This is a genomic window from Flavobacterium lotistagni (assembly GCF_011392125.1).
Classification (GTDB): Bacteria; Bacteroidota; Bacteroidia; order Flavobacteriales; family Flavobacteriaceae; genus Flavobacterium; species Flavobacterium lotistagni.
This window is the reverse complement of sequence record NZ_JAAJBU010000001.1, coordinates 346053-369816: the sequence shown is the minus strand read 5'-3', so window position 1 is coordinate 369816 and position 23764 is coordinate 346053. Positions and strand designations below refer to the sequence as shown.

At 41.7% G+C, this 23764-nt stretch carries 19 protein-coding genes; 3 read left to right on the top strand and 16 right to left on the bottom strand.

What is annotated here, in order from left to right:
* Nucleotides 1–3: 3 nt before the first annotated feature.
* The 6 genes from G4D82_RS01550 to rplM all read right to left on the bottom strand — a co-directional run bounded on the left by G4D82_RS01550 (nt 4) and on the right by rplM (nt 4934).
* On the bottom strand, nt 4–1224 hold the full coding sequence (locus tag G4D82_RS01550) for a hypothetical protein (RefSeq protein WP_166333724.1): 1221 nt from the start codon (nt 1222–1224) through the stop codon (nt 4–6).
* Nucleotides 1225–1235: 11 nt separating this feature from the next.
* Nucleotides 1236–1814 carry a porin family protein gene (locus G4D82_RS01545; RefSeq protein WP_166333721.1) on the bottom strand — a complete coding sequence of 193 codons (579 nt, stop codon included), beginning with the start codon at nt 1812–1814 and terminating at the stop codon, nt 1236–1238.
* Nucleotides 1815–2126: 312 nt separating this feature from the next.
* Nucleotides 2127–2951 (bottom strand): translation elongation factor Ts, encoded by an 825-nt coding sequence (tsf, locus tag G4D82_RS01540; protein WP_166333719.1) that lies wholly within the window; start codon nt 2949–2951, stop codon nt 2127–2129.
* A gap of 135 nt (nt 2952–3086) precedes the next feature.
* The gene (gene rpsB, locus G4D82_RS01535; protein WP_166333717.1) at nt 3087–3902 is read right to left on the bottom strand and encodes a 30S ribosomal protein S2; all 816 of its coding nucleotides are present in this window, start codon (nt 3900–3902) and stop codon (nt 3087–3089) included.
* A 190-nt stretch (nt 3903–4092) separates the two neighbouring features.
* A complete protein-coding gene (rpsI, locus tag G4D82_RS01530; RefSeq protein ID WP_166333715.1) occupies nt 4093–4479 on the bottom strand; it encodes a 30S ribosomal protein S9 in 387 nt (128 codons plus the stop codon).
* Complete coding sequence (gene rplM, locus G4D82_RS01525; protein ID WP_166333713.1) at nt 4479–4934, bottom strand: 50S ribosomal protein L13; 456 nt, start codon at nt 4932–4934, stop codon at nt 4479–4481. Before rplM ends, rpsI begins: the two co-directional genes overlap by 1 nt.
* 319 nt (nt 4935–5253) lie before the next feature.
* On the opposite strand from rplM, the gene G4D82_RS01520 reads away from it, so the two are divergent.
* Complete coding sequence (locus G4D82_RS01520) at nt 5254–6279, top strand: LacI family DNA-binding transcriptional regulator (RefSeq protein WP_166333711.1); 1026 nt, start codon at nt 5254–5256, stop codon at nt 6277–6279.
* On the opposite strand, the gene G4D82_RS01515 is transcribed toward G4D82_RS01520, so the two are convergent.
* From G4D82_RS01515 to G4D82_RS01505, 3 genes are all read right to left on the bottom strand, one after another.
* Nucleotides 6274–6933, bottom strand: a complete 660-nt coding sequence (locus G4D82_RS01515; protein ID WP_166333709.1) for a methyltransferase — start codon at nt 6931–6933, stop codon at nt 6274–6276. The genes G4D82_RS01520 and G4D82_RS01515 overlap by 6 nt on opposite strands.
* Before the next feature lie 98 nt (nt 6934–7031).
* Nucleotides 7032–8549 (bottom strand): B12-binding domain-containing radical SAM protein, encoded by a 1518-nt coding sequence (locus G4D82_RS01510; RefSeq protein WP_166333707.1) that lies wholly within the window; start codon nt 8547–8549, stop codon nt 7032–7034.
* Between the two features lie 3 nt (nt 8550–8552).
* Nucleotides 8553–9632 (bottom strand): radical SAM protein, encoded by a 1080-nt coding sequence (locus G4D82_RS01505; protein ID WP_166333705.1) that lies wholly within the window; start codon nt 9630–9632, stop codon nt 8553–8555.
* 74 nt (nt 9633–9706) lie between these two features.
* Between G4D82_RS01505 and G4D82_RS01500 the strand changes: the two genes are divergently transcribed.
* A complete protein-coding gene (locus tag G4D82_RS01500; RefSeq protein WP_166333702.1) occupies nt 9707–10828 on the top strand; it encodes a glycosyltransferase family 4 protein in 1122 nt (373 codons plus the stop codon).
* Here the strand turns inward: G4D82_RS01500 and G4D82_RS01495 are convergent.
* Genes G4D82_RS01495 through G4D82_RS01470 form a run of 6 tightly spaced genes read right to left on the bottom strand, consistent with a single transcriptional unit; the run spans nt 10801 to nt 18044 of the window.
* Nucleotides 10801–11838: a glycosyltransferase gene (locus G4D82_RS01495; RefSeq protein WP_166333700.1), complete on the bottom strand. Its 1038-nt coding sequence runs from the start codon at nt 11836–11838 to the stop codon at nt 10801–10803. The genes G4D82_RS01500 and G4D82_RS01495 overlap by 28 nt on opposite strands.
* A gap of 5 nt (nt 11839–11843) precedes the next feature.
* Entirely contained in the window at nt 11844–13547 is a 1704-nt protein-coding gene (locus G4D82_RS01490) for an ATP-binding cassette domain-containing protein (RefSeq protein ID WP_166333698.1), read from the bottom strand.
* Nucleotides 13544–14920 (bottom strand): B12-binding domain-containing radical SAM protein, encoded by a 1377-nt coding sequence (locus G4D82_RS01485; protein WP_166333696.1) that lies wholly within the window; start codon nt 14918–14920, stop codon nt 13544–13546. Before G4D82_RS01485 ends, G4D82_RS01490 begins: the two co-directional genes overlap by 4 nt.
* Entirely contained in the window at nt 14917–15699 is a 783-nt protein-coding gene (locus tag G4D82_RS01480; RefSeq protein WP_166333694.1) for a class I SAM-dependent methyltransferase, read from the bottom strand. Before G4D82_RS01480 ends, G4D82_RS01485 begins: the two co-directional genes overlap by 4 nt.
* Complete coding sequence (locus tag G4D82_RS01475; RefSeq protein ID WP_166333692.1) at nt 15689–17149, bottom strand: B12-binding domain-containing radical SAM protein; 1461 nt, start codon at nt 17147–17149, stop codon at nt 15689–15691. The genes G4D82_RS01480 and G4D82_RS01475 overlap by 11 nt, the downstream gene beginning before the upstream one ends.
* Nucleotides 17142–18044 carry a nucleotidyltransferase domain-containing protein gene (locus G4D82_RS01470; RefSeq protein ID WP_166333690.1) on the bottom strand — a complete coding sequence of 301 codons (903 nt, stop codon included), beginning with the start codon at nt 18042–18044 and terminating at the stop codon, nt 17142–17144. The genes G4D82_RS01475 and G4D82_RS01470 overlap by 8 nt, the downstream gene beginning before the upstream one ends.
* A 223-nt stretch (nt 18045–18267) precedes the next feature.
* On the opposite strand from G4D82_RS01470, the gene G4D82_RS01465 reads away from it, so the two are divergent.
* Complete coding sequence (locus G4D82_RS01465) at nt 18268–20901, top strand: DUF5916 domain-containing protein (protein WP_166333688.1); 2634 nt, start codon at nt 18268–18270, stop codon at nt 20899–20901.
* On the opposite strand, the gene polA is transcribed toward G4D82_RS01465, so the two are convergent.
* Nucleotides 20898–23741: a DNA polymerase I gene (polA, locus tag G4D82_RS01460; RefSeq protein WP_166333686.1), complete on the bottom strand. Its 2844-nt coding sequence runs from the start codon at nt 23739–23741 to the stop codon at nt 20898–20900. The two genes, G4D82_RS01465 and polA, sit on opposite strands and share 4 nt — an antisense overlap.
* Nucleotides 23742–23764 lie beyond the last annotated feature (23 nt).

Sequence of the window (23764 nt, the reverse complement as noted above, 5' to 3'; positions counted from 1 at the left end):
TGATTATTTTCCTTTCTTTTGAACGATGAGCATGCCTGGATAGAAGTCTTTTCCGCCGGTTTTTTTGAAATAGGTACGGTCTACTTTGCTGTCGGGATTTTCTTCATCAGCGCCGTAACGGTTGTCCCAGATCGGTTGGCTGTCGTCTACTTTTAATGAGCCTACTACCACATATTCCGTTTTTCCGTCTTTGTTCTGACGCTGTTCTAATACATCAAATTTAGATTTATCAGAGACACCTTCTTTCAAACCAATTTTGGCTGAAATATTGGGTTCGCCGGTATACAAAGGGGTTTTGGTTTTGAACTCGTCGTGGTTTTTCTGAAGTTTAACAATGACCGCATCGATGGCCTTGATAGTGGCTTTTTCAATCAGTTCTTCTTCTGTTTTTTTAGTAAAAACCGTCGATTGCACATCCGCCCATGAAGTATCGGAACCAATTAATTCGAATTTAAAAATGTTAGATTCTTCAAAAGCTTTTTTTCTTTCTGGAGTTATGGTTTTGTCATCCGCCCAATAATCGTTGTAGAAAATGGCTGCCACCTCCTCGTTCCAAACCAATCGGTATAGGTAAGCGTTGGTTTTAACAACATATCCTTTACCGGCTACTTTCACGGCTCCTGAGGTAAGTGTTGTGGTAGCGGCTACATCGCCTAACCCGGCTGAAGCAGCAACATTCCCAATTTTATCGAGCCAGCCGCCTACTTTTTTTGCCACTTCTTCTTTAGAAACATAGTTATAATCGTTCACAAGAATAAAAGTGTTTTTAATCAATTCTTCACCGGCATCGGCTACAGCTTCCAGACCTCTTTGGCTGGCTTTGGCTTTGGCAATATCTAGCGCAGAAGCGTCATAAGAACCGCGCTTGGCAATCAAATCCATATTGAAACCGCCTTTGGCCGAACGATTGAACCATTTGGCAACCACATCACGAGCCACATGATTATTTTCAAGAAAAGTAGTAATGTTCCCCGATTCGTCTTTGGCATTGCTGGTGGAAATGACCCGATTGCCAAGGTTGTGATCGTTGAATTTTTCGGGTATCGGACCTTTTTCAAAAGAGGCACGGATGACGTTCGCATATGGCCTGCTTTGGTCATCAATCATCAAGGTGTAAAGCGAACTTCTTCGGTATTTGGTAATTGGATTAGTGGCTTCGGTTTGGGCTGTGATAGTGGTCATGCAAGCCAAAGCCGCAACCAAAAAGAGTATGTTTTTTTTCATCAAAGGGTTCTTTAAAATTGAATTCCAACAGATAATTGAATTACTGCGTTGCTAGCTCTGTTGTTATCGCCAGCTAATCCGGTATCTGTTAGACCTAAAACATATCTTCCTTGAAAGAAAACACCGTTGTTCAATTCATATTCTAAACCAGCACCCAAACCAAAATCCATGGTTTTTACGTCGTCAATAGTAGTGTTTGAATTGTTGTCTTTATATTTCCCCGAAACTAAGAATCCTAATTGCGGACCTGCTTCTAAACTTAAATGATTTGCAATTGGAAATTTGGCCATAACAGGAAGCAACACATAATCTAATTTGTATCTTCCTCCACCGTCAAATGTGGCGCTGGCTCCTTGCCCTGAGTAAAGTAATTCTGGCTGGAGCGAGAATTTGTCATTAACTATAATTTCCGCAACAAGACCAATGTTGACACTGGTTCTAATGGCTACATCTTCCACATCGCCCATAACGTTGGCTATGTTCAAACCACCTTTGATGCCGAGTTTAATGCCTTCCTCACGCTTGTTTTTTTGCGCATTCACCACCAAGACCGAGCAAAAGGCAAATAGTAAAATAATTGTTTTTTTCATGTTCGTTTTTTGTTTTGATTTAATATTACAAGAAGTCCTTTTTTAGATAGAACAAACAAGTTTATCATTTTTTTTTTACATACGCAATTAATTCTAAAAATGCAGTATTTATACGTAATAAGCATGCGGAAAATAATGAGTCAGTTCGCAAAAAGCGTGAATCGAAAAACGGCTTTTTTGAGTACTTTCTAGTTTTTTTTTTAATGTTTGTAGCATCAATACTGCTGACTTTAAATTTCGATTGTAATGGTTCAGAAAATGAAAAAGGCCGCTTCGAATGAAACAGCCTTTTGTTGGTATAAAGTTCAGGGATTAACCTAAAGCTACTCTTCTGAAACCAGTTACGGTTAAACCGCCATCTACAGATTTTACGTATGCAGCAACGCTCATCGCACCGTCTTTGATGTAATCTTGGTTTACCAAAGTGTTGTCTTTGTAGAAACGTTGGATTTTACCTTTGGCGATGTTGTCTAACATGGCTTCTGGTTTTCCTTCGGCGCGCAATTGTTCTTTGGCGATTTCGATTTCTTTCTCGATGATTGAAGCATCAACACCAGCTTCGTTCAAAGCAATTGGGTTCATCGCGGCAGCTTGCATCGCTACGTTTCTAGCAGCTTCTTCAGCACCGGCTACATTGGCAGAAAGCGCTGTCAAAGTAGCGATTTTGTTTCCTGCGTGGATGTAAGAACCTACGAATTCACCAGACAATCTTTCGAAAGAACCGATTTCGATTTTCTCACCAATAACTCCGGTTTGCTCGATCAATTTCTCTGAAACCGAGATTCCGTTGAAATCAGCAGCTAATAATTCGTCTTTAGAGTTGTAGTTCAAAGCCAAGTTCGCCAAATCGGTAGCCAATTTCACGAAACCTTCGTTTTTCCCAACGAAGTCAGTTTCGCAGTTCAAAGTGATGACTACACCTTCTTTTTTATCTGCGCTTACCACAGCAATAGCAGCACCTTCAGTTGACTCACGGTCAGAACGGTTGGCGGCTACTTTTTGTCCTTTTTTGCGTAGGTTTTCAATCGCTAGATCGAAATCTCCGTCTGCTTCTACTAATGCTTTTTTGCAATCCATCATTCCGGCTCCGGTGATGGTTCTTAATTTATTTACGTCTGCAGCAGTAATTGTTGCCATTGTTTATTTTTTATTAGGATTTAAAATTGATTCAAAAAAAGAAATTCCAATCTGCAAATCCCAAATTCCAAGTTTAATAAATCATCAATTCTGATTTTTTGGAATTTGGAATTTACCTATCGGAATTTGATTGTTTTACTCTTCTGTTTTCTCTTCAGCGTCTACTTCAGGAGCAGCTACTTCAGCTACTACTTCTTCTACTGCTGGAGTTTCAACAACTTCGTTTTCCTCAACATCGGCTTCTTCAGCGATGGCGTCGGTGTTTCTGTTTGAAAGACCGTCGATTACCGCAGCAGTTACCAATGAAAGGATTTTATCGATAGATTTAGAAGCGTCGTCATTAGCAGGGATCACATAATCTACCTCACGTGGATCTGAGTTAGTATCGACCATTGCAAAAACTGGAATGTTTAATTTTTGAGCTTCTTTTATAGCGATGTGCTCGGCCATGATGTCAACCACGAACAAAGCCGCAGGAAGTCTTGACATATCGGCAATTGAGCCTAAGTTTTTCTCTAATTTCGCACGAAGACGATCGATCTGCAATTTCTCTTTCTTAGAAAGCGTGTTGAATGTGCCGTCTTTCTTCATTTTATCGATAGAAGCCATTTTCTTCACAGCTTTACGGATCGTAACGAAGTTGGTCAACATTCCGCCTGGCCATCTTTCAGTGATGTATGGCATGTTGGCAGATTTTGCTTTTTCAGCAACGATGTCTTTTGCTTGTTTTTTGGTAGCAACGAAAAGGATTTTTCTACCAGAGGCTGCGATTTTCTTCAAAGCTTCGTTCGCTTCTTCGATTTTAGCAGCAGTTTTGTATAAATTGATGATGTGGATTCCGTTGCGCTCCATGTAAATGTAAGGCGCCATGTTCGGGTTCCATTTTCTGGTCATGTGTCCGAAGTGAACACCTGCTTCCAGTAATTCTTTTACTTCTACTTTTTGTGACATTTTTTACTAGTTTACGTTCTGTTGAATTAGCAATGTTCCTGTTAGCTGTTAGCTGTCAGCGGTTGGCTGTTAGCTTTTTTGCAGTCGGCTTCATTTAGATGCTAAACTAATACCCCAAACGGGTCAACAATAACTTGTTATTAAATTTTTTAATCTGATGTCTTGCCCACAATAGACAAGACAGGCCATATTAACGTTTAGAGAACTGGAATCTCTTACGAGCTTTTTTCTGACCGAACTTCTTACGTTCAACCATTCTCGGGTCTCTGGTTAATAAACCTTCTGGTTTCAAGATCGCTCTGTTGCCTTCGCCTGCTTCGCACATTGCGCGAGACAAAGCCATACGAACAGCTTCTGCCTGACCGTTTGAACCACCTCCGTATACGTTTACTTTTACGTCGAAGCTAGTTGCATTGTCCGTCATTTGAAGCGGCTGCATTACTTTGTACTGTAAAGTAGCGGTTGGGAAATAGGTTGCGAATTCTTTTTTGTTGACCGTGATTTTACCTGTTCCTTCTGAAACGTAAACACGTGCCACAGCGGTTTTTCTTCTACCGATTTTGTGAATTACTGCCATTACTTAAGATCGTTTAGGTTAACAGTTTTTGGTTTTTGAGCGCCGTGTTTGTGCTCTGAACCAACAACAACATTCAGGTTTCTGAAAAGTTCAGCGCCCAATTTGTTTTTTGGCAACATTCCTTTTACAGCTTTTTCTACCAACAATGCAGGGTTTTTGGCTTGCATTACTTTAGCAGTAAGGGTTCTTTGTCCTCCTGGGTAACCGGTATGACGCATGTAAATTTTGTCGTCTAGTTTGGTACCTGTAAGGTTGATTTTCTCTGAGTTGATAACGATCACGTTATCGCCACAGTCTACGTGCGGGGTATAACTCGGCTTGTACTTTCCTCTCAAGATCATAGCGACTTTTGAAGCAAGGCGGCCCAAGTTATGACCTTCAGCGTCAACAACAACCCACTCCTTATTAATGGTGGCTTTGTTGGCTGAAATTGTCTTGTAACTAATTGCGTCCACAATAATTATTTTAAATTAAACATTCCATCCCCAATAAAGGGGTTGCAAAAGTACACTAATTTATTTTAAATCCAAACGGCTGTAAAAGATTATTTTAAGGTTTTTTTTCGGGTGATTTATTTTGGTGGAAATGAAACCGATAGTGCTTGTTTAGGCAGCTGCCCTAGCCCCGACAGTAGCGGCATCCTTTTTTGTTTTGATGGATTTTTAAAATCCAAACGGCATCCCGACAAACAAAAAAGATATAGCGGATGGCGGGAAACAGCTTCTGAAAAAAAGAAATTGTTTTACTACTTTTACGACTCAAAACTACAGCCCGATGAAAGCCAAAGCCACTTTAAAACAAATTGCCAAAGAATTGCACGTGTCGGTTTCGACGGTTTCCAAAGCGCTCAACGACAGCCCGGAGATTAGCGAGCAGACCAAGATCAAAATCCGCGAATATGCCAAGCTTAAGAATTACAAGCCCAATGTCATCGGCCTGAACCTCAAAAACCGCAAGACCAAAACCATTGGCGTAATCCTACCTAATATATTGAACCCGTTTTTTGCCAAAGTATTTACCGGCATCGAGAAAGTCGCCGAAGAAAATGGCTATAACGTGATTACTTGTATCTCGAACGAATCTTTGCAAAAGGAAATCAGCACGCTCGAAGTGCTCAACAATGGCACCATTGATGGTTTCATCCTTTCGATTTCCGAAGAAGCGCAGAAGCTCGGGCAGTATGCACATTTCAATGAAATCATCAACAGTGGCACGCCGATCGTGATGTTCGACCGGATTTCAGAAGAGGTGGCTTGTGACAAAGTCATCGTGGATGATTTTGATTCGGCTCAGAATGCCACCGAACATTTAATTAAAACTGGCTGTAAAAACATTGCACTGTTTTCGGCAATTGACAATTTGAGCGTGGGCAAACTCAGGGCCGACGGTTATTTCAAAGCCATCGAAGCTGCCGGTATGAAAACCAATCCTACTATTATAGTGCGCACAGATTCTGAAACAGAGTTCAACGACAAAGCCCAGGCCGTATTCGATTCTCAGAAAATCGATGCCATATTTGCCCTTGACGAACACGCTTCAGTGACAGCAATGAAAATGGCGCTCAAAAAAGGACTGAAAGTACCCGAAGAAATCTCGATCATCGGTTTTGCTGATGGGGTTTGGTCCAGAAGATTGACCCCGAGTTTGTCGACTGTCAGCCAACACGGCCCAGAGATTGGCCAGGCCGCGACCCAATTGCTGATTCAAAGATTGCAAAATGAGGAAACCGATACCGTGCACTATGAAACTACGGTAGTGAAAACAGAATTGCGCCAGCGTGAATCGACGCGGAAGTTATAACTTCAACTCAAAAATATAGTTCGATTCTAATGCGACTTTTTTCTCCAGGACAAGATTGAAATGGATTTGGTTTTTCAGCCCGATTTTCTTTATGGTTTCGAGTTCACAATCTTCAGAGAGAATCATATAAGTTTTATTTTCAGCAATTAGAAAATCAACCAGCTGCGCAAACAAGGCTTCAAAATACTCAAAATTCTCCCCGCAGAACCAAGCATTTTCCGCTACGGAATTTGGCCTTTTCGGGTAGTAAGGCGGATTGATAATAATGTAGTCAAACGTTTTTTCGTGCAGTTTTTCGAATAGATCCGATTTTATAATATCTATTGAAACTTGGTTGTCGGTCGCATTTTTTTCCAAGGCAGTCAAAGCCACATCATTAATATCGGTCGCGGTAACATTGGCCCCTTTCTGAGCAGCCAACACTGAAATGATTCCGCAACCACAGCCGAGTTCCAGCAATGTTTTGTTTTGAAGCGGCAGGGTTTCGATGAATTCCAATAGCAACTTAGTACTAATAGTGATAAACGGCGGAAACACGCTCGGCGCGACCACGACCGAGAGATTCTTATAAGCATATTTCCTCGGTTGGGCCAAATACACCGCACTGGCTTTTTTCAAAAACGGGCTTAGAATTCGTTTGATGACTGCTCTCATTTTTTATTTTTTTCTTAGAAGCCGATCCCGCTGTACGCTATATCTTTTGCGCCGCTCCCGCTCTGCAAAAGGATGCCGCTGCCATCGGGGCTAGGGCATTATTCTGAATAGAACCCTTCAATTTCCGGTTGGCGGTATTTCCAGAGTTTGAGTAGCGCTTTGATTTCGTATGGATAATGATATATTCCGGTTTGGTAGCGCAAACTAGAAATTGTTTTCAACAGTTGTCGCTTATACCCGCGAATCCTGAAATCAGATACTGTCGGATAATAACCGTTAAGCACCGTCTCAAAATTCCGAATAGTGTCAATCATATAAGGTTTGAGCCAAGGCGTGAGCGGATTTTTGCGCAAATCGAAATTTTCCCAACTCGGCGAGATCCAATCTTCCAAGTGTTTCGGAAATGAGAAGCCGGCATCGATGATCTGCAGGTACAATTCCGAGCCTTCAGTCGGTACTGGGCTGTAAAGGTAAATGATGATTTCCGCGCTGGGGTTAATGGCTTTGATTTCCCGAATAAAGTTGATGTCCCACAAAATCTGCTGATACACTTCTTTTTCGGTTTTGGCCGGCATGCCGAGTACAAAAGACAATTCGGGAATGATGTCGGCGTTTTTCATGCGCAAGACAAAATCCTTAATCATTTGTCCGGTTTGGGTGCCGCCTTTGTTCATTTGTTTCAGCACGGCGTCGTTTCCGGTTTCGGCACCTAAGAAAATCATTTTGCAACCGGCTTTACGCATGAGTTTCAAATCTTCATCGCTGTACATATTAATGGTGTCAATACGGCCTTCACCCCAATAGCTGATGTTGTCATTGATGATGAGTTCCGAGAATTCAAGCACTCTTTTTTTAGCGGTGAAAAAATTATTGTCGTGGAATTCGATTGCGTCAATGTTGTATTTTTTCTTGAAATATTTCACATCTTCATAAATCCGCGAGGCTGACATGCCCTTCCATTTGGCGTTGTAAATTGGCACCACGGCGCAGAAAGAGCACGAAAAAGGGCAGCCCATACTGGAATGATAGGACAAAGTTGTATTACCCATGAAGGTTTTGGCGAGATAGTTCTTTACCGGATAAAATGTGTTGAGATAGTCATACGGAAATCTCGGTAAAGTATCTTGATCGAGCAAAGCTTCGACGGCAGTTTTCACAATTTCACCAGAGCTGTTTTTGAAGATTAAATTTTTAATGCCAATCAGAGTAGGCATTTGATCTGCTTCCAAGGTTTTGATGAGTTCGGGAAAAGTATTGTCTCCGGGGCCATTGATAATGTAATCCACATAGCCCGAATCCAGAGCCACTTTGTATTGGTTCGAGGCAAAGTAGCCGCCCCAAACAGTCACAATTTCTGGGTATTTTTCTTTGATTTTTTTGGTAAAGGGAATGGCTTGTCTTAATTGAGGTCCGGGCATAACCGTAGCACCAAAGTATTTAAACTCGCCACTTTTGAGATAATTTTCTATGATTTCCCAAGGATTTTTTTCCAGATTTCCGTCAACAAAAACATACTCGTATTTTCCATGGATCGAAGCGCCGACTTGCAAAATCGAGTTCGGAATACGGTGCTTCGCGTTGGCACTTTTCGGATTGAACAGAATAATTTTATTCATAACTTAAAATGCGCTACAACAACGGCTACAAGCCGGAAGAAAACCACCGGCATCGCGAAGGTCTTTGCGAAATTTTCCAAATACATTAGAATTCCAAATTTCTTTTAGTGAAGTCTCGTAAATATTGCCCACTTGCAAATTATAGCACCTGCCGTGTGCGGGAATAGTAGATCCGTCGGATTTGATCATGATGCTCGAGTAAACCGCTTCACATCTTTTGCCCAGAATGATCCCTGATTGGTGGTAGTATGTTTCCAGATTTTTTAGATCGTGGATTTCTGGAGAAAAATAGATTTTGAACGGGTAATTCTCGCTGCGGATTTTTTGAATCTGTTCCAGAAGCAGCGGTAGATCCATATTGTTAAGTGTTACTTCGTCTAAATTGGATTCTGTCGCAGGATAAGTTTTGCCCCAAATTTTATTATGGGTAATGGCGATAGCAGGCTCCCCGAATATGGTGTGCATGAATACAATTTCGTGCAGCGGCAAGTCTTTGAAATAATTAGCAAATTCTTTCAAGTTGGCAACATTCCATTCGGTAATTACACTCACAATTGACACTTTCGGCGGATTGGGCAAAGAAAATAACTTCCGAACGCCTTCTAGTGCTTTTTGAAAGGATTTCTCGTTACCGCGAATCATGTTGTGGGTGGTTTCCAATCCGTCGAGCGACACATAGATTTCGCTGAGCCCTGCCCTCACCAATGCTTCGGCTTTATTGGGTAACAATAACGCATTGGTGGTAATGGCAGTGTATAGTTTTTTTTGGGTAGCATATTCTACAGCTTTGATAATGCCCGGATAGGCGAGTGGTTCTGTAAAAGCAAACCCGATTTTAGCCTTTGGGAAATACTGTGCAGTTTGGTCGGCAATCTTCTCAAAGAGTTCCATCGGCATATTCAGCGGTGTGGTTCCTACTAAATTGGTGGCAAAGTTGGTGTCGAGGCTTTGAGTACCTACATCACACATTTTGCAGTGCAGATTACAGGTATTGTTGACTCCCAAAACAATCCATTCGGGTGAGAAAAAATAGTGTTGTGGCAGCACTTTCTTATTGGTGTATTTTAAAATTCTTTCGACCATCGTTTTATCTTGAATTGATTCTTACGCCCTTCCAGCAAAAATAGGCATTTTGATTATTTTTTTTAAATTTGACCATGCCTGACTCCTCGCTTGTGAACTTCATTGATCTTTCTGTTTACAATAGAAACATAACTTCTGTTGGGCAAGAAATTGATCTGACACCGCACTCATTGGGGTATCTTCCATTTCTAGACAAGAACATAGAGGTTGCGATTATCCGTTTTGGAAATGCCTCTGAAACGGTGGGTGCATATCGTCTTTATCGCTACCGTTTTAATGATCTCATACAGCTGTTACGGTTTTTAAATTCTCGAAAACCAGCCGTGGTTTTGTTTCACGGATTTTCATTTCCTTTTAGGTTTTTGTTGTTCAAGCTTCTTCTGGGCAAGCAATTTAAGTGGATGGTGCAGCATCATGCTGGTAATCCGTCTAAAAACAAATTAAAATCTTTTATTCAACGTTTGGCCTATTCTCAGGCAGATGGCTACCTATTTGTCAACCGAGCTCAAGCCCAACCTTTTATTCAGAAAAAAATTATTTCCACAACAGATTCGGTTTTTGAAATTATGGAATGCTCCACTTCGTTTGTACTTTCAGATAAAACCGCAGCTAGAAAAACACTAGGACTATCGGCAGATAAAACTATTTTTATTTGGGTCGGAAACCTTGACTCTAATAAAGATCCACTGTGTCTATTAGAAGCTTTTCGACTGTTCCGTAACCAAGGGCATGACTTCGAGTTATATCTTTTTTATAGCAAAACGGATTTGCTATCTCAAGTAGAAACCTTCATTACTCAAAACCAATTGGAATTCGTGGTTTTTCTCAAAGGAAAAATTGACAATCCTAAACTAGAACCATGGTACAATGCCGCCGATTTTTTTGTGGCTTGCTCGCACTCTGAAGGAAGTGGTTTGGCAATGGCTGAAGCAATGGCGTGTGGCTGTGTTCCTATAGTAACCAACATTCCTTCATTTCTGTATATGACCCAAGCAGGTGCCGTAGGGAAAATGTTCAACACCGGAAGCCCCACAGACCTAACACAGAAATTAGTCGAATCAGCCCGAATCGAGCTCGAACCCGAACGGATGAAAACCCGCGAAGTCTTCATGGAAAGGCTTTCTTTTCAGGCCATAGGTAAAAAAACATCTCAAGCGATTCATCAACTTCATTCTGATTTGAAATACAGTTCGTAAATTTCCTGACATACGTAATCCATCGGGTAATAAGTCACTCTTTTGGCTGGTATCGGGGTTTTTAGCAAGTGCTTTATCTTATTGACAATATCTGTTTTGCTCTGGTGGCAGTGAAAGTTCTCAAGAGTCTTATCCATCATCGGCAACATCCCTACAAGCTGGCATCCGCTGTAGAGTGCTTCAAAATAAACGACTGGGCCACCTTCAAAAGTCGAAGGGTGTAAAAAAACCAATGAGTCATTCATTTTTTCCAAAGTAGCTTGATGCGAAATCATGCCCAGAAAAGTGACGTTGTGCTCCAGTTGATTGGCTTTGACAAAATCTTTGAGACTCGATTCTTCTTCGCCCATACCGGCAATCTCTGTTTTGATATTGGGAAAGGTACTTTTCAGTTCTAGAATGATTTCAAGAAACAAACGATAATTTTTAACACTGTTCAGGTTTCCTGCTCCAAAAACCTGAATATTGCGTGTGCCGCGATTGAGTTCGGGAAACAGTTTCTCGTTGATGGCTATCGGAATGACTTTGTGTGCCCGAATTTTCGCAGTTTCAAACAGTACGTTATTGTTAAACTCAGATAATGCCATGATATTATTTGGATTGGGTTGGAACATACGCAAATAAACATTGCTTTTGCGTACATCTTGGCCCAACATCCATGTGAAAGTATTCGAATGAATTGCATGGGTAAAAATGCTAAAATCGTTATACCAGAAATTCAAAATGCCATCGAACTTTTCTTTGCTTATTAATCTATATAGCTTGAAAAATGCCCTGCAAAGAAAGACCAGCTTCCAAGGATGTTTAACGTTATTGCCTTTAAGAGGAATGACCCTGATTCCATGCCAAAGATAGTTCTCGCTTATCGGTTTGTGGATTGCCACTATAGTCAGTTCGAGCTCAGGATATTTTTCTTTAAACGCAAGAAATACGTGCTGTAGAAAAGGAATCACATAGCTGTCAGAAACATCTTTTGGAAAACTCGGGCTAACGAGCAATAGTTTTTTCATGGCTTTTAGTTTGCGCCCGCAAGGGTAAGATTGTTTTTTTCGAGTACATAAACCCTATCGCAAAACAAATCGATATCCGACTGATGCGAAACGGCTAAGATGGCCATGTTTTCCTGAGTGACAATTTTTCGTAGGAATTGATGGATACGGTTTTCCAAGGCTTCATTTTGCTGGTTGGTGGCTTCGTCGAGAATGAGCAATGTCGGTTTGTGATATAAGGCACGAAGCAATGCCAATCGTTGTTTTTGTCCACCTGATAATTTAGGCGTGTTGTGTGTAATTATAGTCTGCAAACCTTGAGGCAATTCATCCACCAGCGTTTTCAATTCTAGATTTTCCAACAGGGTATCCAGATGTTTCACATTGGGTTTTTCATTTTGGCGCATCATAATGTTTTCCAGTAAAGTACCGTTGAACAAAAAAGGCTGCTGCGCCAGATAACTTACAAATGGGAAGAAATGATTCTTCTCGAGCTTTTCTCCATCTAAGATAATTTCTCCGTTTTGAGGCACAAGTAAACCAGCGGCGATATGCAAAAAAGTAGTTTTCCCAGAGCCGGTTAATCCTTTGATGCCAATGACTTTACCGCGTTCAATGGTGAAGTGGAGATTTTTAAAAATCGGCGTTTGCTGCTGGTACTCAAAATCGATATTACGGAATTCCAATGTCGTTTTAAATTCAGTATGTACCTTGGGTCTGGATTCACTTTGGTAAATATCCTGTAACAAATCAATCGAATACCAATGCGAACGAATCATGGTGAGTGAATTTAATATTTTGCTCAAAGACGGAACAATCTTGATACTCAATGCCGCCAAAACCGAAATAAGTAAGAAATTTTCGGTGCTATGTCCAGAAAGTAAATGATAAAAAATCAATCCGGCTATGGATATGATTAGAAAAAGCTCCAAGAATTTAGAGTAATTGCTCGAGGAAGAAGTGAGTAAACTCGTGACTTGATTCAAGGCTTTGTTGTGTATTTTGAATCGATCCAGAAATTCCTTTTGGTTTCCACTGCTTTTGATTTCAATAAAACCGTCGAGAATATTGAGTAGTTCCGCATTGGATTTCGCATATTCAGATTTGAAGGTTTCATCGATAAGCTTCATTTGTTGTTTTTTAATGCGGTAGATCCAAAACGCAAAAGCACCTAGAGCAACCAAGGCCATGATTGTGAGCTTGAAATAAAGCACCAACAGCGCAAGAAGAATGACCAAAAAAGTAAAGCTTTCAGAAATCAGATACACCATAGAAGCGATTAAACTGCACGAAAAATCATTGGCAACACGCGTCACATGTTGAATTACAGTTCCTTTATTCTGTTGCTGAAAATTCAGATAATCGCCACCGAGATAGCGCTCAAGAACTGCCATGGAAAGGCGGTGTGAAAGGCCGTATAAAAAATCATAAAGCCGGACATTGAACCGAGTTTGCATCAGGTTTTTTACAACAAAGAGAAACACCAACACAAAAACACCAATGATTAAATTATTCGAATCTAAGTAAGTGGTGTCAATATGGTTTCTTTCAAAATAGAGGAGCAATTTATTTTTATCAAGGAGCAGCAAGACAGCGGGAATCAAATAGGCAATAGAAATTAAATCTAAAATGCCAAACAAAATGCTTTGGCCAACAAAGCCAAGCAACTGCTGAAATTCAACTTCAGGAATAATCGCTTTTATTTGTTGGTATGTGGTCTTGAGACTCATCGGTTCACTTTCATTAATCCGCCGGCCAGAATCGATTTGGTTTTTAGTTTCAAAGCCTTGATGGTGTTGCCCTTTTTTAACTCGCGGTACGATTCCACTTCATTGACGACTTTTTTTACGGCATAATCGTAATATTTTCGGGGATATTTCCTCTTGAAATCGATCTGCCTGTCGGTTGAATTTTGCCAGTCGGGTTTTACAGTAATATCGTTTTCAATTTCGCTATACAGCGCAGTGCCTCTGATCGGATAAGCTACGGTAATCGTGTATTGCGTTGGGTTGGCTTCCTTTAAATATTGAATGGTTTCATGGATATCTTCTTCGGTTTCGCCCGGATAACCTACCATAATAAAAGTGCCGGTTTCGATGCCCAATGCGTTGGTTTGCTGGATCATTTTTTTTACATGGTGAATGTCAACGCGACGGTCCATCAGATCGATAATTTTCTGCGAACCGCTCTCGGCGCCAATCCAAATCCGGAAACAGCCTGCTTCTTTGAGCAATCTCAAGATTTCTTCGTTCAAACGTTCGGCCCGAGTGATGCATTCAAACCTGATTTGCGCGTTTTGTTTGACCACTTCTTCATGAAAAGCTGTGAGCCATTTGTGACTGATGGTAAATACATCGTCGACAAACCAAATCGCGTCTGGGTTGTATTTTTCTTTGAGCATCTTCATCTCTTGGGCGACAAGTTGTGCCGGACGCCTACGATAACTTTGTCCGTAAACCGCGGTGCTGCACCATTTGCAAGTGTAGGGGCAACCACGTTGGGTAGAAATCGTCATCGAGCTTTCGCCGTGGTTTTGTTTCCAAGTTTGCAGGTATTTTTCGTTTGGAATAGCGTCGCGGTTTGGAAGCGGCAGTTGGTCGAGTTCGCGGAATTTGGTTCGCGCCGGAGTTTGAACAGTATTTCCATTTCTGCGGAAAGCGATTCCGTTGATGGAGTCGAAATCACCTTGACCGACGATGGCTTGATACAGTTCATAAGTGGTTTCTTCACCTTCGCCAATCACCAGAAAATCTGCTCCGGTGTTGAGGTAATTCTCAATATTATAAGTGACATCGGGGCCACCAAGGATGATTTTTGGAAATCCGTAAGACGGTTCGGTTTTCAGGATTTTAATTAGCGATACAACTTCGATTTTAGTCATCAAATTGGTATAAATCGCGATGATTTGCGGTTTTTTTTCAAGGATAAAATCGAGCTGTTGCGCTTTGGTGTAAAACGTCGAATCGAAAACATTATTTGCCACATTTTTACTAATCAAATAACCCGATACATAGAGCAAACCCAATGGCGGATAGGGTTTCATGATTTTCTGTTCTTTCACATCAGAAGACAGATAATAAGCATGGGTCAGCAGAATACTCATTTTTTATCGAAGACGATTAGGTAATGATCGGCACATTTCGCCAAGAATGAAAATCGGGTAATTTTTTTTTCCAAACGCGACAATAAGCCAATCAGACGCGGCTTATTTTTGAAAAACGGCTCCAAATAAGAAGGCGGCACAAAAAAGCCAATCGGGTTTAGTTGCTTGAGCTTGAAATAACGATCAGCTAAAGGTAAGACTTCTTTTGGGTTATAGTAATAAGTAGTTATTTTTTCGCCGTCTACATTGGCTTGCACGCTTTCTTGATGCCGGCGGAATGCCTTACTGAATTTGGCTTTCACCATAAAATAAAGTTGCTCCCAAATGGTGTCTCTGGGCATTATCACCAAAACCAACTGTCCTTTTTCAGTCAGAAGATTGGCGGCGTTTTTGAAGAAAAAGCGCAGTTCCATTTCCGACACGCAGTTCAATCCGCCGAAATTGGAAAAAATCAAATCAAATTTCTCGGTGGCAAAGTGCTGCTCAATATTATTAATGTCGGCCGTTTGGAAGACTACGCCGTTGGGATTTTCTTTTCTTTTGGCAGTGGCAATCATTTGAGCCGAAACATCAGTAGCGTTGACTCGATAGCCTTTTTCTGCCAGCCAGAGCGCGTCGGTTCCGGTGCCGCAATTCACTTCTAAAATCGAATTAATTTCGCTATTAGATAGCAGCAATAACAACTGTTTGTAAACCAAATCGCGCTGCAATTTCCCGATGATGGAATAGGTAAACGAAGCGTCGTAATTGCTAGCCGCAGTATCAAAATTACCTTTCATCGCGGTAGATTTTTAAAGTTTGGGCTTGCCAGAAAACGCTCGGGATGTAATAACCCAGTTTTAAAATAGAGAGTAGCTTTTTGGCCTCTAGCTGCATGGGATTTCGCAAAACAGTTTTCAAGTAAGCAATGCCTTGTGATTTGCGAAATTCTTTATGCACGAAACGTTGTAGCTTGCGATAGAAATCGGAATTGTAACTGCCGCGAAACATCATCTCAAAATCGTCGGAATCCGACCAGTTCGCCTTGAGTTTTAAATCGTCTTTGACTTTTTCGTAAAAAACCGTACCCGGCAAAGGGTAAGAAACTGAAATCCCGATGTTGTCTGGTTGGAGTTGCTTGACCATCGCGATGGTTTTGCGAATGTCTTTTTTAGTTTCGCCCAAGTAGCCAAATTGCAGAAAGAAAGCCACTTTGATATTTTTTGCTTTGAGCAGTTCGGTGGCTTTATAAATTTCTTCAACCTTAGTGCCTTTGTCCATGGCGTCAAGAATTGGCTGCGAAGCACTTTCGGCTCCAACCCAAACTTCTTCAAGACCAGATTCGGCGAGCGCATCAATGGTGTCTTCCTTGAGCAATAAATCCACGCGGCTCTGGATGAAATACCGGATTTTCAAATCACGTTTGTTGAGTTCCTGCTTGAACTCCTGCACCCAACGGGGTTTGAGCCCGAAAATATCGTCGCACATCCAAAAGCGTTTCACCCCGAAATAGTTTTGCAGGTATTCGATTTGCGCAGCGATGTATGCCGGAGAATGAGCGTTGTATCGGTTGCCGTAAATCGGTTTAGCACACCAGTTGCACTTGTATGGGCAGCCGCGCGTGGTGGCGATGTTGAGCGTAAATTCAGTTCCGCTTTGTTTCCAGATGTTTTTGTAAGAATCGATGTTGACCAAATCCCAAGCGGGTTGTGGCAAACTGTCTAAATCTTGCATTACCTCGCGTTTGGCATTTCGGAACACTTGATTGTTTTTTTGATAACAAATTCCGGCAACAGCATCAGTAGGTTGTTGGTTTTCAATATTTTGTATGAGCGTTAACAACGTCTGTTCGCCTTCTCCTTGAATGATGAAATCGGCTTCTTTTTGCAAGTATTTTTCGTAATGATCTGTCGCGTCTGAACTGCAAACTATGACCGTACAATCTCGTTTTTTTGCCAGCGCAATCATTTCAAAGCAAGCCTCGCGCATGTTGGTTAGACACATTTTGGTGAGGTAGTTGAAACCGTCGTCGTAAATCACCAAATATCTGGGCGAAGTTTGCTCAAGCACCGGAATGATTTGGCTCGGGCTGTCAATTAAATTCGTGTCAAAAAGATCCACCGAAAACCCATTTTCCCGCAATAGGGCAGCGCTATATAAAGTCCCCAAAGGCGGAAAAGGCATCTTGTTTTTCCATTGCTTCGGGTCAAGCTTATAATAATAGGAATGCGAAAAAAGAATCTCAGACATGTTCTTTGGGTAAAGCCAAATTGAATTTAAGCCGTACTTCCTCGAGTTTGGCATTCAAAGATAAGAGAACTTTTTTTTGGAAATTCGACGGGTGGTGTTTTGAAACGTTTTTGGTCGATTTGAGTGCTACGCGGAAATCTTCGTCGGCCAGATAATCAAATTTGGCGTGCCAGCGGAACAAAGTCAGACAGCGAAAGATATAATCAATGCCGTGTCCGACGAAATTGTTTAGCAACAACTCCAAAACAGCCGTGAAATAAGGCTTCTTAATGCGCGCCACTTGTTTTAAGTCTGGTCGGAATGATTGGAAATAATCGTTGACCCAATTGTTTTCCGCATAGAATTTCGCAAATGTGATATCGCCTTGCAATGGGATTAATGTTTTGATTTCGGTAGCAGTGAATCGGTTTTGTTCGGAAATTTTCAGTTGTGCCGACGAAATGAAATAATTCACACAGAAGTACTTGCGCGAATTCAACAGAAATATTTTCTTATACAGAATTAAAAATGTTCGGCAAATCCAGAGTTTGTTTGGCCGGGTTACCACAAAAAAGTCGATATCACTATCTTTGTCGTAATAACCTTTCGAGAGCGAGCCAGAAATGCCCACAGCTTCCACGAAAGGGAATTTTGCAATTAGAGCGGCTTTTCGTTGGGCAATCACTATTGCTTTTTGGGCCATCACATTGCCTTTGAGCCTTCTCGGAACACAATCCAAATCGCTGCCGTATACGTAGAAATCGTCAACCTGCATCAGGATTTTATCGGCGACAAGTGATTGGAGTTCCGCCTCGGTTTGCGCCATATCAATGTGATTGGTGTAACTGTGGATTTCCTCTTTTTTCAGCGGATATTTGAAAATCGAAAAGTACAATATGGTCTTAAGTGTTTCCAAGGCGGTTTTGTTTAGCGAAGTAAAATTAGACAATAGAATTTGAATAAAATCAAGCATTTAGCCAATGTTCACCGTTTGTCTACTTAAAATAGGTGCTTTTTGACTAAAAAATCATCAGCTTTACTTATTGGTTTAAAACCGTTAGAGGCATTAGTTAAAAAAATACAAGAAGTGTAACATCAAAATGAATCGTAGGTCTATTTCAACAATTTAAAATCCCAGCATGCCAATCATCAAATCAATCTTTTTTGTCTGTACTCTTTTCTTCTGCCAGAATTTTTATTCGCAAGAGAAGGCAATTATCCCTAAGAAAACTTATACCACTAAAGAACTTCTCAACCAAGAGGCGCCCTTGCTCGACGGTAAACTCAACGACAAATGTTGGGATATTGTAGATTGGTCAACTGATTTCATAGAGCGCGAACCCGATGAAAATACAGCGCCTACCGAGCAAACTCAATTCAAAATTATTTACGACAAAAAATACCTTTATATAGGTTTTCGTTGTTTTGACAAAGATCCGGATGGTATCGTCAAGCGAATGTCTCGACGCGATGGTTTTGAAGGCGATTGGGTCGAAATAAACATCGATAGTTACCACGACAAACGCTCGGGCTTCTCTTTCACTTCTTCGGTTTCGGGCGTCAAAGGCGACGAGTTTATCTCTAACAACGGCAACAATTGGGACGGAAGCTGGAACCCAATTTGGTATCTGAAAACCAACATCGATGAGTTGGGCTGGACAGCCGAAGTAAAAATTCCTTTTAGTCAACTTAAATTCAGTAACGATAAAGAACAAGTTTGGGGCATTCAGGTACAACGCCGTTATTTTCGTGCTGAAGAACGTTCGACCTGGCAACGCATTCCGCTCGATGCACCGGGTTGGGTTTCCGAATTTGGAGAGCTGCGCGGTTTGAAAGATATTGAGCCGCAACGCCAACTTGAAATTCAACCTTTTTTTGCCTCGCAACTCAACAGTTATCCTAAAGAAGAAGGCAATCCGTTCCGTGATGGGAAAGACACAAAAATTAACGGTGGGCTCGATGCAAAAATCGGAATCACTAACGATTTGACTTTAGATCTAACCATTAACCCAGATTTTGGGCAAGTTGAAGCCGATCCTGCTGCCATTGCGCTCGATGGTTTTCAGATATTTTTTGAAGAACGCCGTCCGTTTTTCGTAGAGAACAAAAACATTTTTAATTTTCGTTTTGCCGATGGATCGGACAATTTATTCTATTCCAGGCGCATCGGAAGAAATCCGCAGGGTTATCCCAGTACAAGTGCCGGAGAGTATGTTGATCTTCCGGTCAATACGACCATTCTCGGCGCGGCAAAATTTAGCGGGAAAACAAAAAATGGCTGGTCACTGGGTTTATTGGAAAGTGTCACCGATAAGGAATTTGCCGAGGTCGATAACCAAGGTGAACGAAGAAAGGAAATCGTCGAGCCACTAACTAATTATATGGTCGCTCGGGCGCAGAAAGATTTCAATAACCGCAACAGTTTTATCGGTGGAATGTTCACCGCGACCCACCGAAGGCTTCAGGACGATGAATTGGATTTTTTGAGAAAATCAGCTTATACTGGCGGTGTTGATTTTCAGCACAATTGGAAAAACCGTAAGTATTATTTCGCGGGGAATATTATCGCCAGCCATGTTCAAGGTAGCCAAGAGGCCATCCGCAGAACACAAACCAACCTTACACATTTATTTCAGCGAGTGGATGCCGATCATGTTGCCGTAGATGCCAACCGAACCTCGCTCACCGGAACCGGCGGCAGACTCGAAGCCGGAAAATCAAGTGTCGGACATTGGCGTTACAACTGGATTATGATGTGGCGTTCGCCTGAGTTGGAAGTCAATGATGTTGGGTTTTTAAGACAAGCTGATGAAATTCGACAGTACGGAATTCTGACTTATCAAACCTTGAAGCCAGCGGGCATTTATCGCAAAATGTTCACGCGATTTGAGCAGTTTTCGAGTTATGACTTTCAGGGCAATTACAACCGCATGCAGTATTCACTTACACACGAAATCAATCTAAAAAGCAACTGGAATGTGAATGGACAACTGGTTTACAAACCTCGGATTTACTCCAACACAGTCTTGCAAGGCGGCCCGCGTTTTAGGTTTTCGGAAGAGTTTTTCAAGTTTGTGAACTTCAATTCCGATTCGCGCAAGAAAGTGAGTTTTTATGGCGGGATTTATCATTCTGAAGGTCGGAACAGTTCGTTTTCTTATTTAGAATATGACGCTGGCATCACCTATCAGCCGATGAATGCGCTAACAATTTCTTTAAGTCCGAACTTTCAAATCAACAAAAGCAAAACACAATTTGTTCCTGATGCTGGTTATGGCGATACTAGAAGATACGTGACTGCAGCACTTTCGCAGCAAACCTTAAGCGCCACTTTGCGAATGAACTATTGTATCAATCCGAACCTGACCATTCAGTATTACGGGCAGCCGTTTATCTCGAAAGGCACTTATAAATCGTTCAATTACGTAAGCGATGCACGTGCGGAGTATTATCAAGATAGGGTAACATTTTATCGTCCGGATCAAATTAGCTTTGACGCCGCGAGCAACCAATATTCGGTAGATGAAAATACCGATGGCAATGCGGAATATAGTTTTGTGAACCCCGATTTTTCACAGGTTTCTTTCAATTCTAACTTGGTATTGCGTTGGGAGTATATTCCCGGCTCAGAAATTTTTCTGGTATGGTCACAAGGAATTTTCGGCCAGGCCAACACGCGCGACGATTTGTTCAGCGGCCTCAATGAGCAACTGTTTCAGCGCAGGCCCGAGAATATTTTCCTGCTAAAAGCGACTTATCGTTTTGTATTTTAGTGTGCCGCAAGCCAATTGTGGCCAAATCCGATTTCGACTTCTAAAGGAACGGCCATAGAAAAGGCGTTTTCCATTTCGTGTTTGATCATCGGTTGGATTTGTTCGAGTTCCGATAAATGCACATCGAACACCAATTCGTCATGGACTTGCAATAGCATTTTGGATTTCCAATTTTCTGAAGTTAGTTTTTGGTGGATGTTGATCATCGCTATTTTGATGATATCGGCCGCACTTCCTTGAATCGGGGCATTCACCGCATTTCGTTCGGCACCGCCTTTGACTACAAAATTGGCTGAGTTGATATCTTTCAGATAACGTCTTCTTCCGGAAATCGTTTGTACATAACCGTTCTCGCGGGCAAAATTCACTTGGTTAGCCATGTATGATTTTAGTTTCGGATAAGTCGCATAATATGCATCGATGAGTTCGGCACTTTCTTTTCTGGAAAGCGAAGTTTGGTTGCTCAGACCGAAAGCAGAAACACCGTAAATAATTCCGAAATTGACGGTTTTGGCGTTACTGCGTTGCTCTTTAGTGACTTCTTCCAAAGGCACGTTGAATACTTTGGCAGCGGTACTTCGGTGAATGTCTTCCTTGTTCTGGAAAGCCGCAATCATGTTTTCCTCGCCACTGAGCGCCGCAATAATCCGCAGCTCGATTTGGGAATAATCCGCAGAAAGTAAAGTATATTGCTCATCGCGTGCAATAAAAGCTTTGCGAATCAATCGGCCTCTTTCGGTGCGAATCGGAATGTTCTGCAAGTTCGGATTGTTTGAACTCAATCGGCCGGTAGCCGCTACGGTTTGCATATAATCGGTATGCACGCGGCCGGTTTTTGGGTTGACTTGCATCGGTAAAGCTTCGATGTAAGTGCTTTGCAATTTCACCATTTGGCGCCATTCGAGAATGTCTTTCACAATCGGGTGTTCGTTGGCCAGCTCACCCAAGACTTCTTCGCCTGTAGCGTATTGCCCTGTTTTGGTTTTCTTTTGTTTGTTGCCGCCAATCTTAAGTTTCTCAAATAAAATATCGCCGAGTTGTTTCGGAGAGGCCAAGTTGAATTGCTCGCCGGCAGTTTCATAAATTTTCTGTTCGAAAGCCAGAATGTCTTTTTGCATATCAGACGCCATCTGCTTCAAATAGGGCACGTCGAGGTTGATGCCTTCGGTTTCCATTGCGGCCAAGACCGGAATTAAAGGGATTTCGATTTCGTCGAACAATTTCTTGGTTTCGGCTTTCTCAAGTATGGGGCTGAAATTCTGTTTGAGTTGCCAAGTTACATCGGCATCTTCAGCGGCATATTCCTTAATGTCTTCCAGCGGCACCTCGCGCATCGACTTTTGGTTCTTGCCTTTTTTTCCTATTAAATCTTCAATCGATTTTGGGGAATATTTGAGATAAGTTTCCGAAAGTACGTCCATGTTGTGGCGCATGTCGGGGTTAATCAGGTAATGCGCAATCATGGTATCGAACAGTTTGCCTTTGATTGACACTCCGTAATTGGAAAGGATTTTTAAATCGTATTTGATGTTTTGGCCAATTTTCTCAATCGATTCATTTTCGAAGAACGGTTTGAACTTGTCCACCAATTCTTGTGCTTGCGTTTGGTCTTCTGCAAACGGAACGTAGAACGCTTTTCCTTTTTCGTAGGCGAATGACATTCCGACCAGTTCTGCGTGTAAAGCATCGATGCCGGTGGTTTCGGTATCAAAACAAACTGAAGCTTGGTTCATCAGGTTCTGAAGAAGCAGTTTGACGGGTAAATCACCCTGAACAATTTGGTAGAAATGCTCAGTGTTTTCTAAAGTCGCGTAAAAGGAGTTTGTTTTTTCTACCGAAGTATCTTCATCCGAAAAACCAAAAAGATCGAACTGTTCATCGCTGGTTTTTTTGATCACTTTCTTGGCTGGCGTAGCCTCAGTATTGCCATTGGTGTCGATTTGATCATATTCCTGACCGCTGCCGAAAAGTTTGTCGAATTGGGTTTTCATCTGACGGAATTCCAGTTCAACAAAGAGTGCATCGGTTTTTTCAATATCGGGTTTAGAGAGCTCGTAATCATCGGCATTGAAAGTAACCGGACAATCCAGAAGAATCCGCGCTAATTTTTTAGAGAGTAGTCCAAGTTCTTTGTTGTTTTCGATTTTGTCTTTGAGTGCGCCTTTGAGTTTGTCGGTGTTCTCCAGTAGGTTTTCCATCGAGCCGAACTCTTTAATGAGTTTTTTTGCAGTCACTTCGCCCACGCCAGGAAAGCCGGGAATGTTGTCGGCAGAATCGCCCATCATGCCCAGAAAGTCAATCACTTGTTCGGGACGCTCAATTTCGAATTTTTCTAAAACTTCGGGCACACCCCAAATTTCAATGTCATTGCCCGAACGCGGTGGTTTATACATAAAAATATTCTCTGAAACCAATTGCGCATAGTCTTTATCGGGCGTAACCATAAAAACTTGGTAACCTTCTTTCTCGGCTTGTTTGGATAACGTCCCGATGAGATCGTCGGCTTCGTAACCGGCTTTCTCGATAATCGGAATGTGCATCGCCTGCAAGAATTGCTGAATGTAAGGCACTGCAATTTTAATCGCTTCGGGCGTTTCGTCGCGGTGGGCTTTATATTCTTGGTAAAGTTCGTATCGGTAATCACTTCCGCCTTTGTCAAAAGCTACTGCTAAATGATCGGGTTTCTCGCGTCTGATGACATCCATGAGTGAGTTCATAAAACCCAAAATGGCCGAAGTATCCATGCCTTTGGAGTTGATTCTGGGGTTTTTGATAAAAGCGAAATAACCCCGAAAAATCAAGGCATAAGCATCGAGCAGGAAAAGGCGTTTTTGTGACATGGATTTCTTTTTTCCAAAAATAG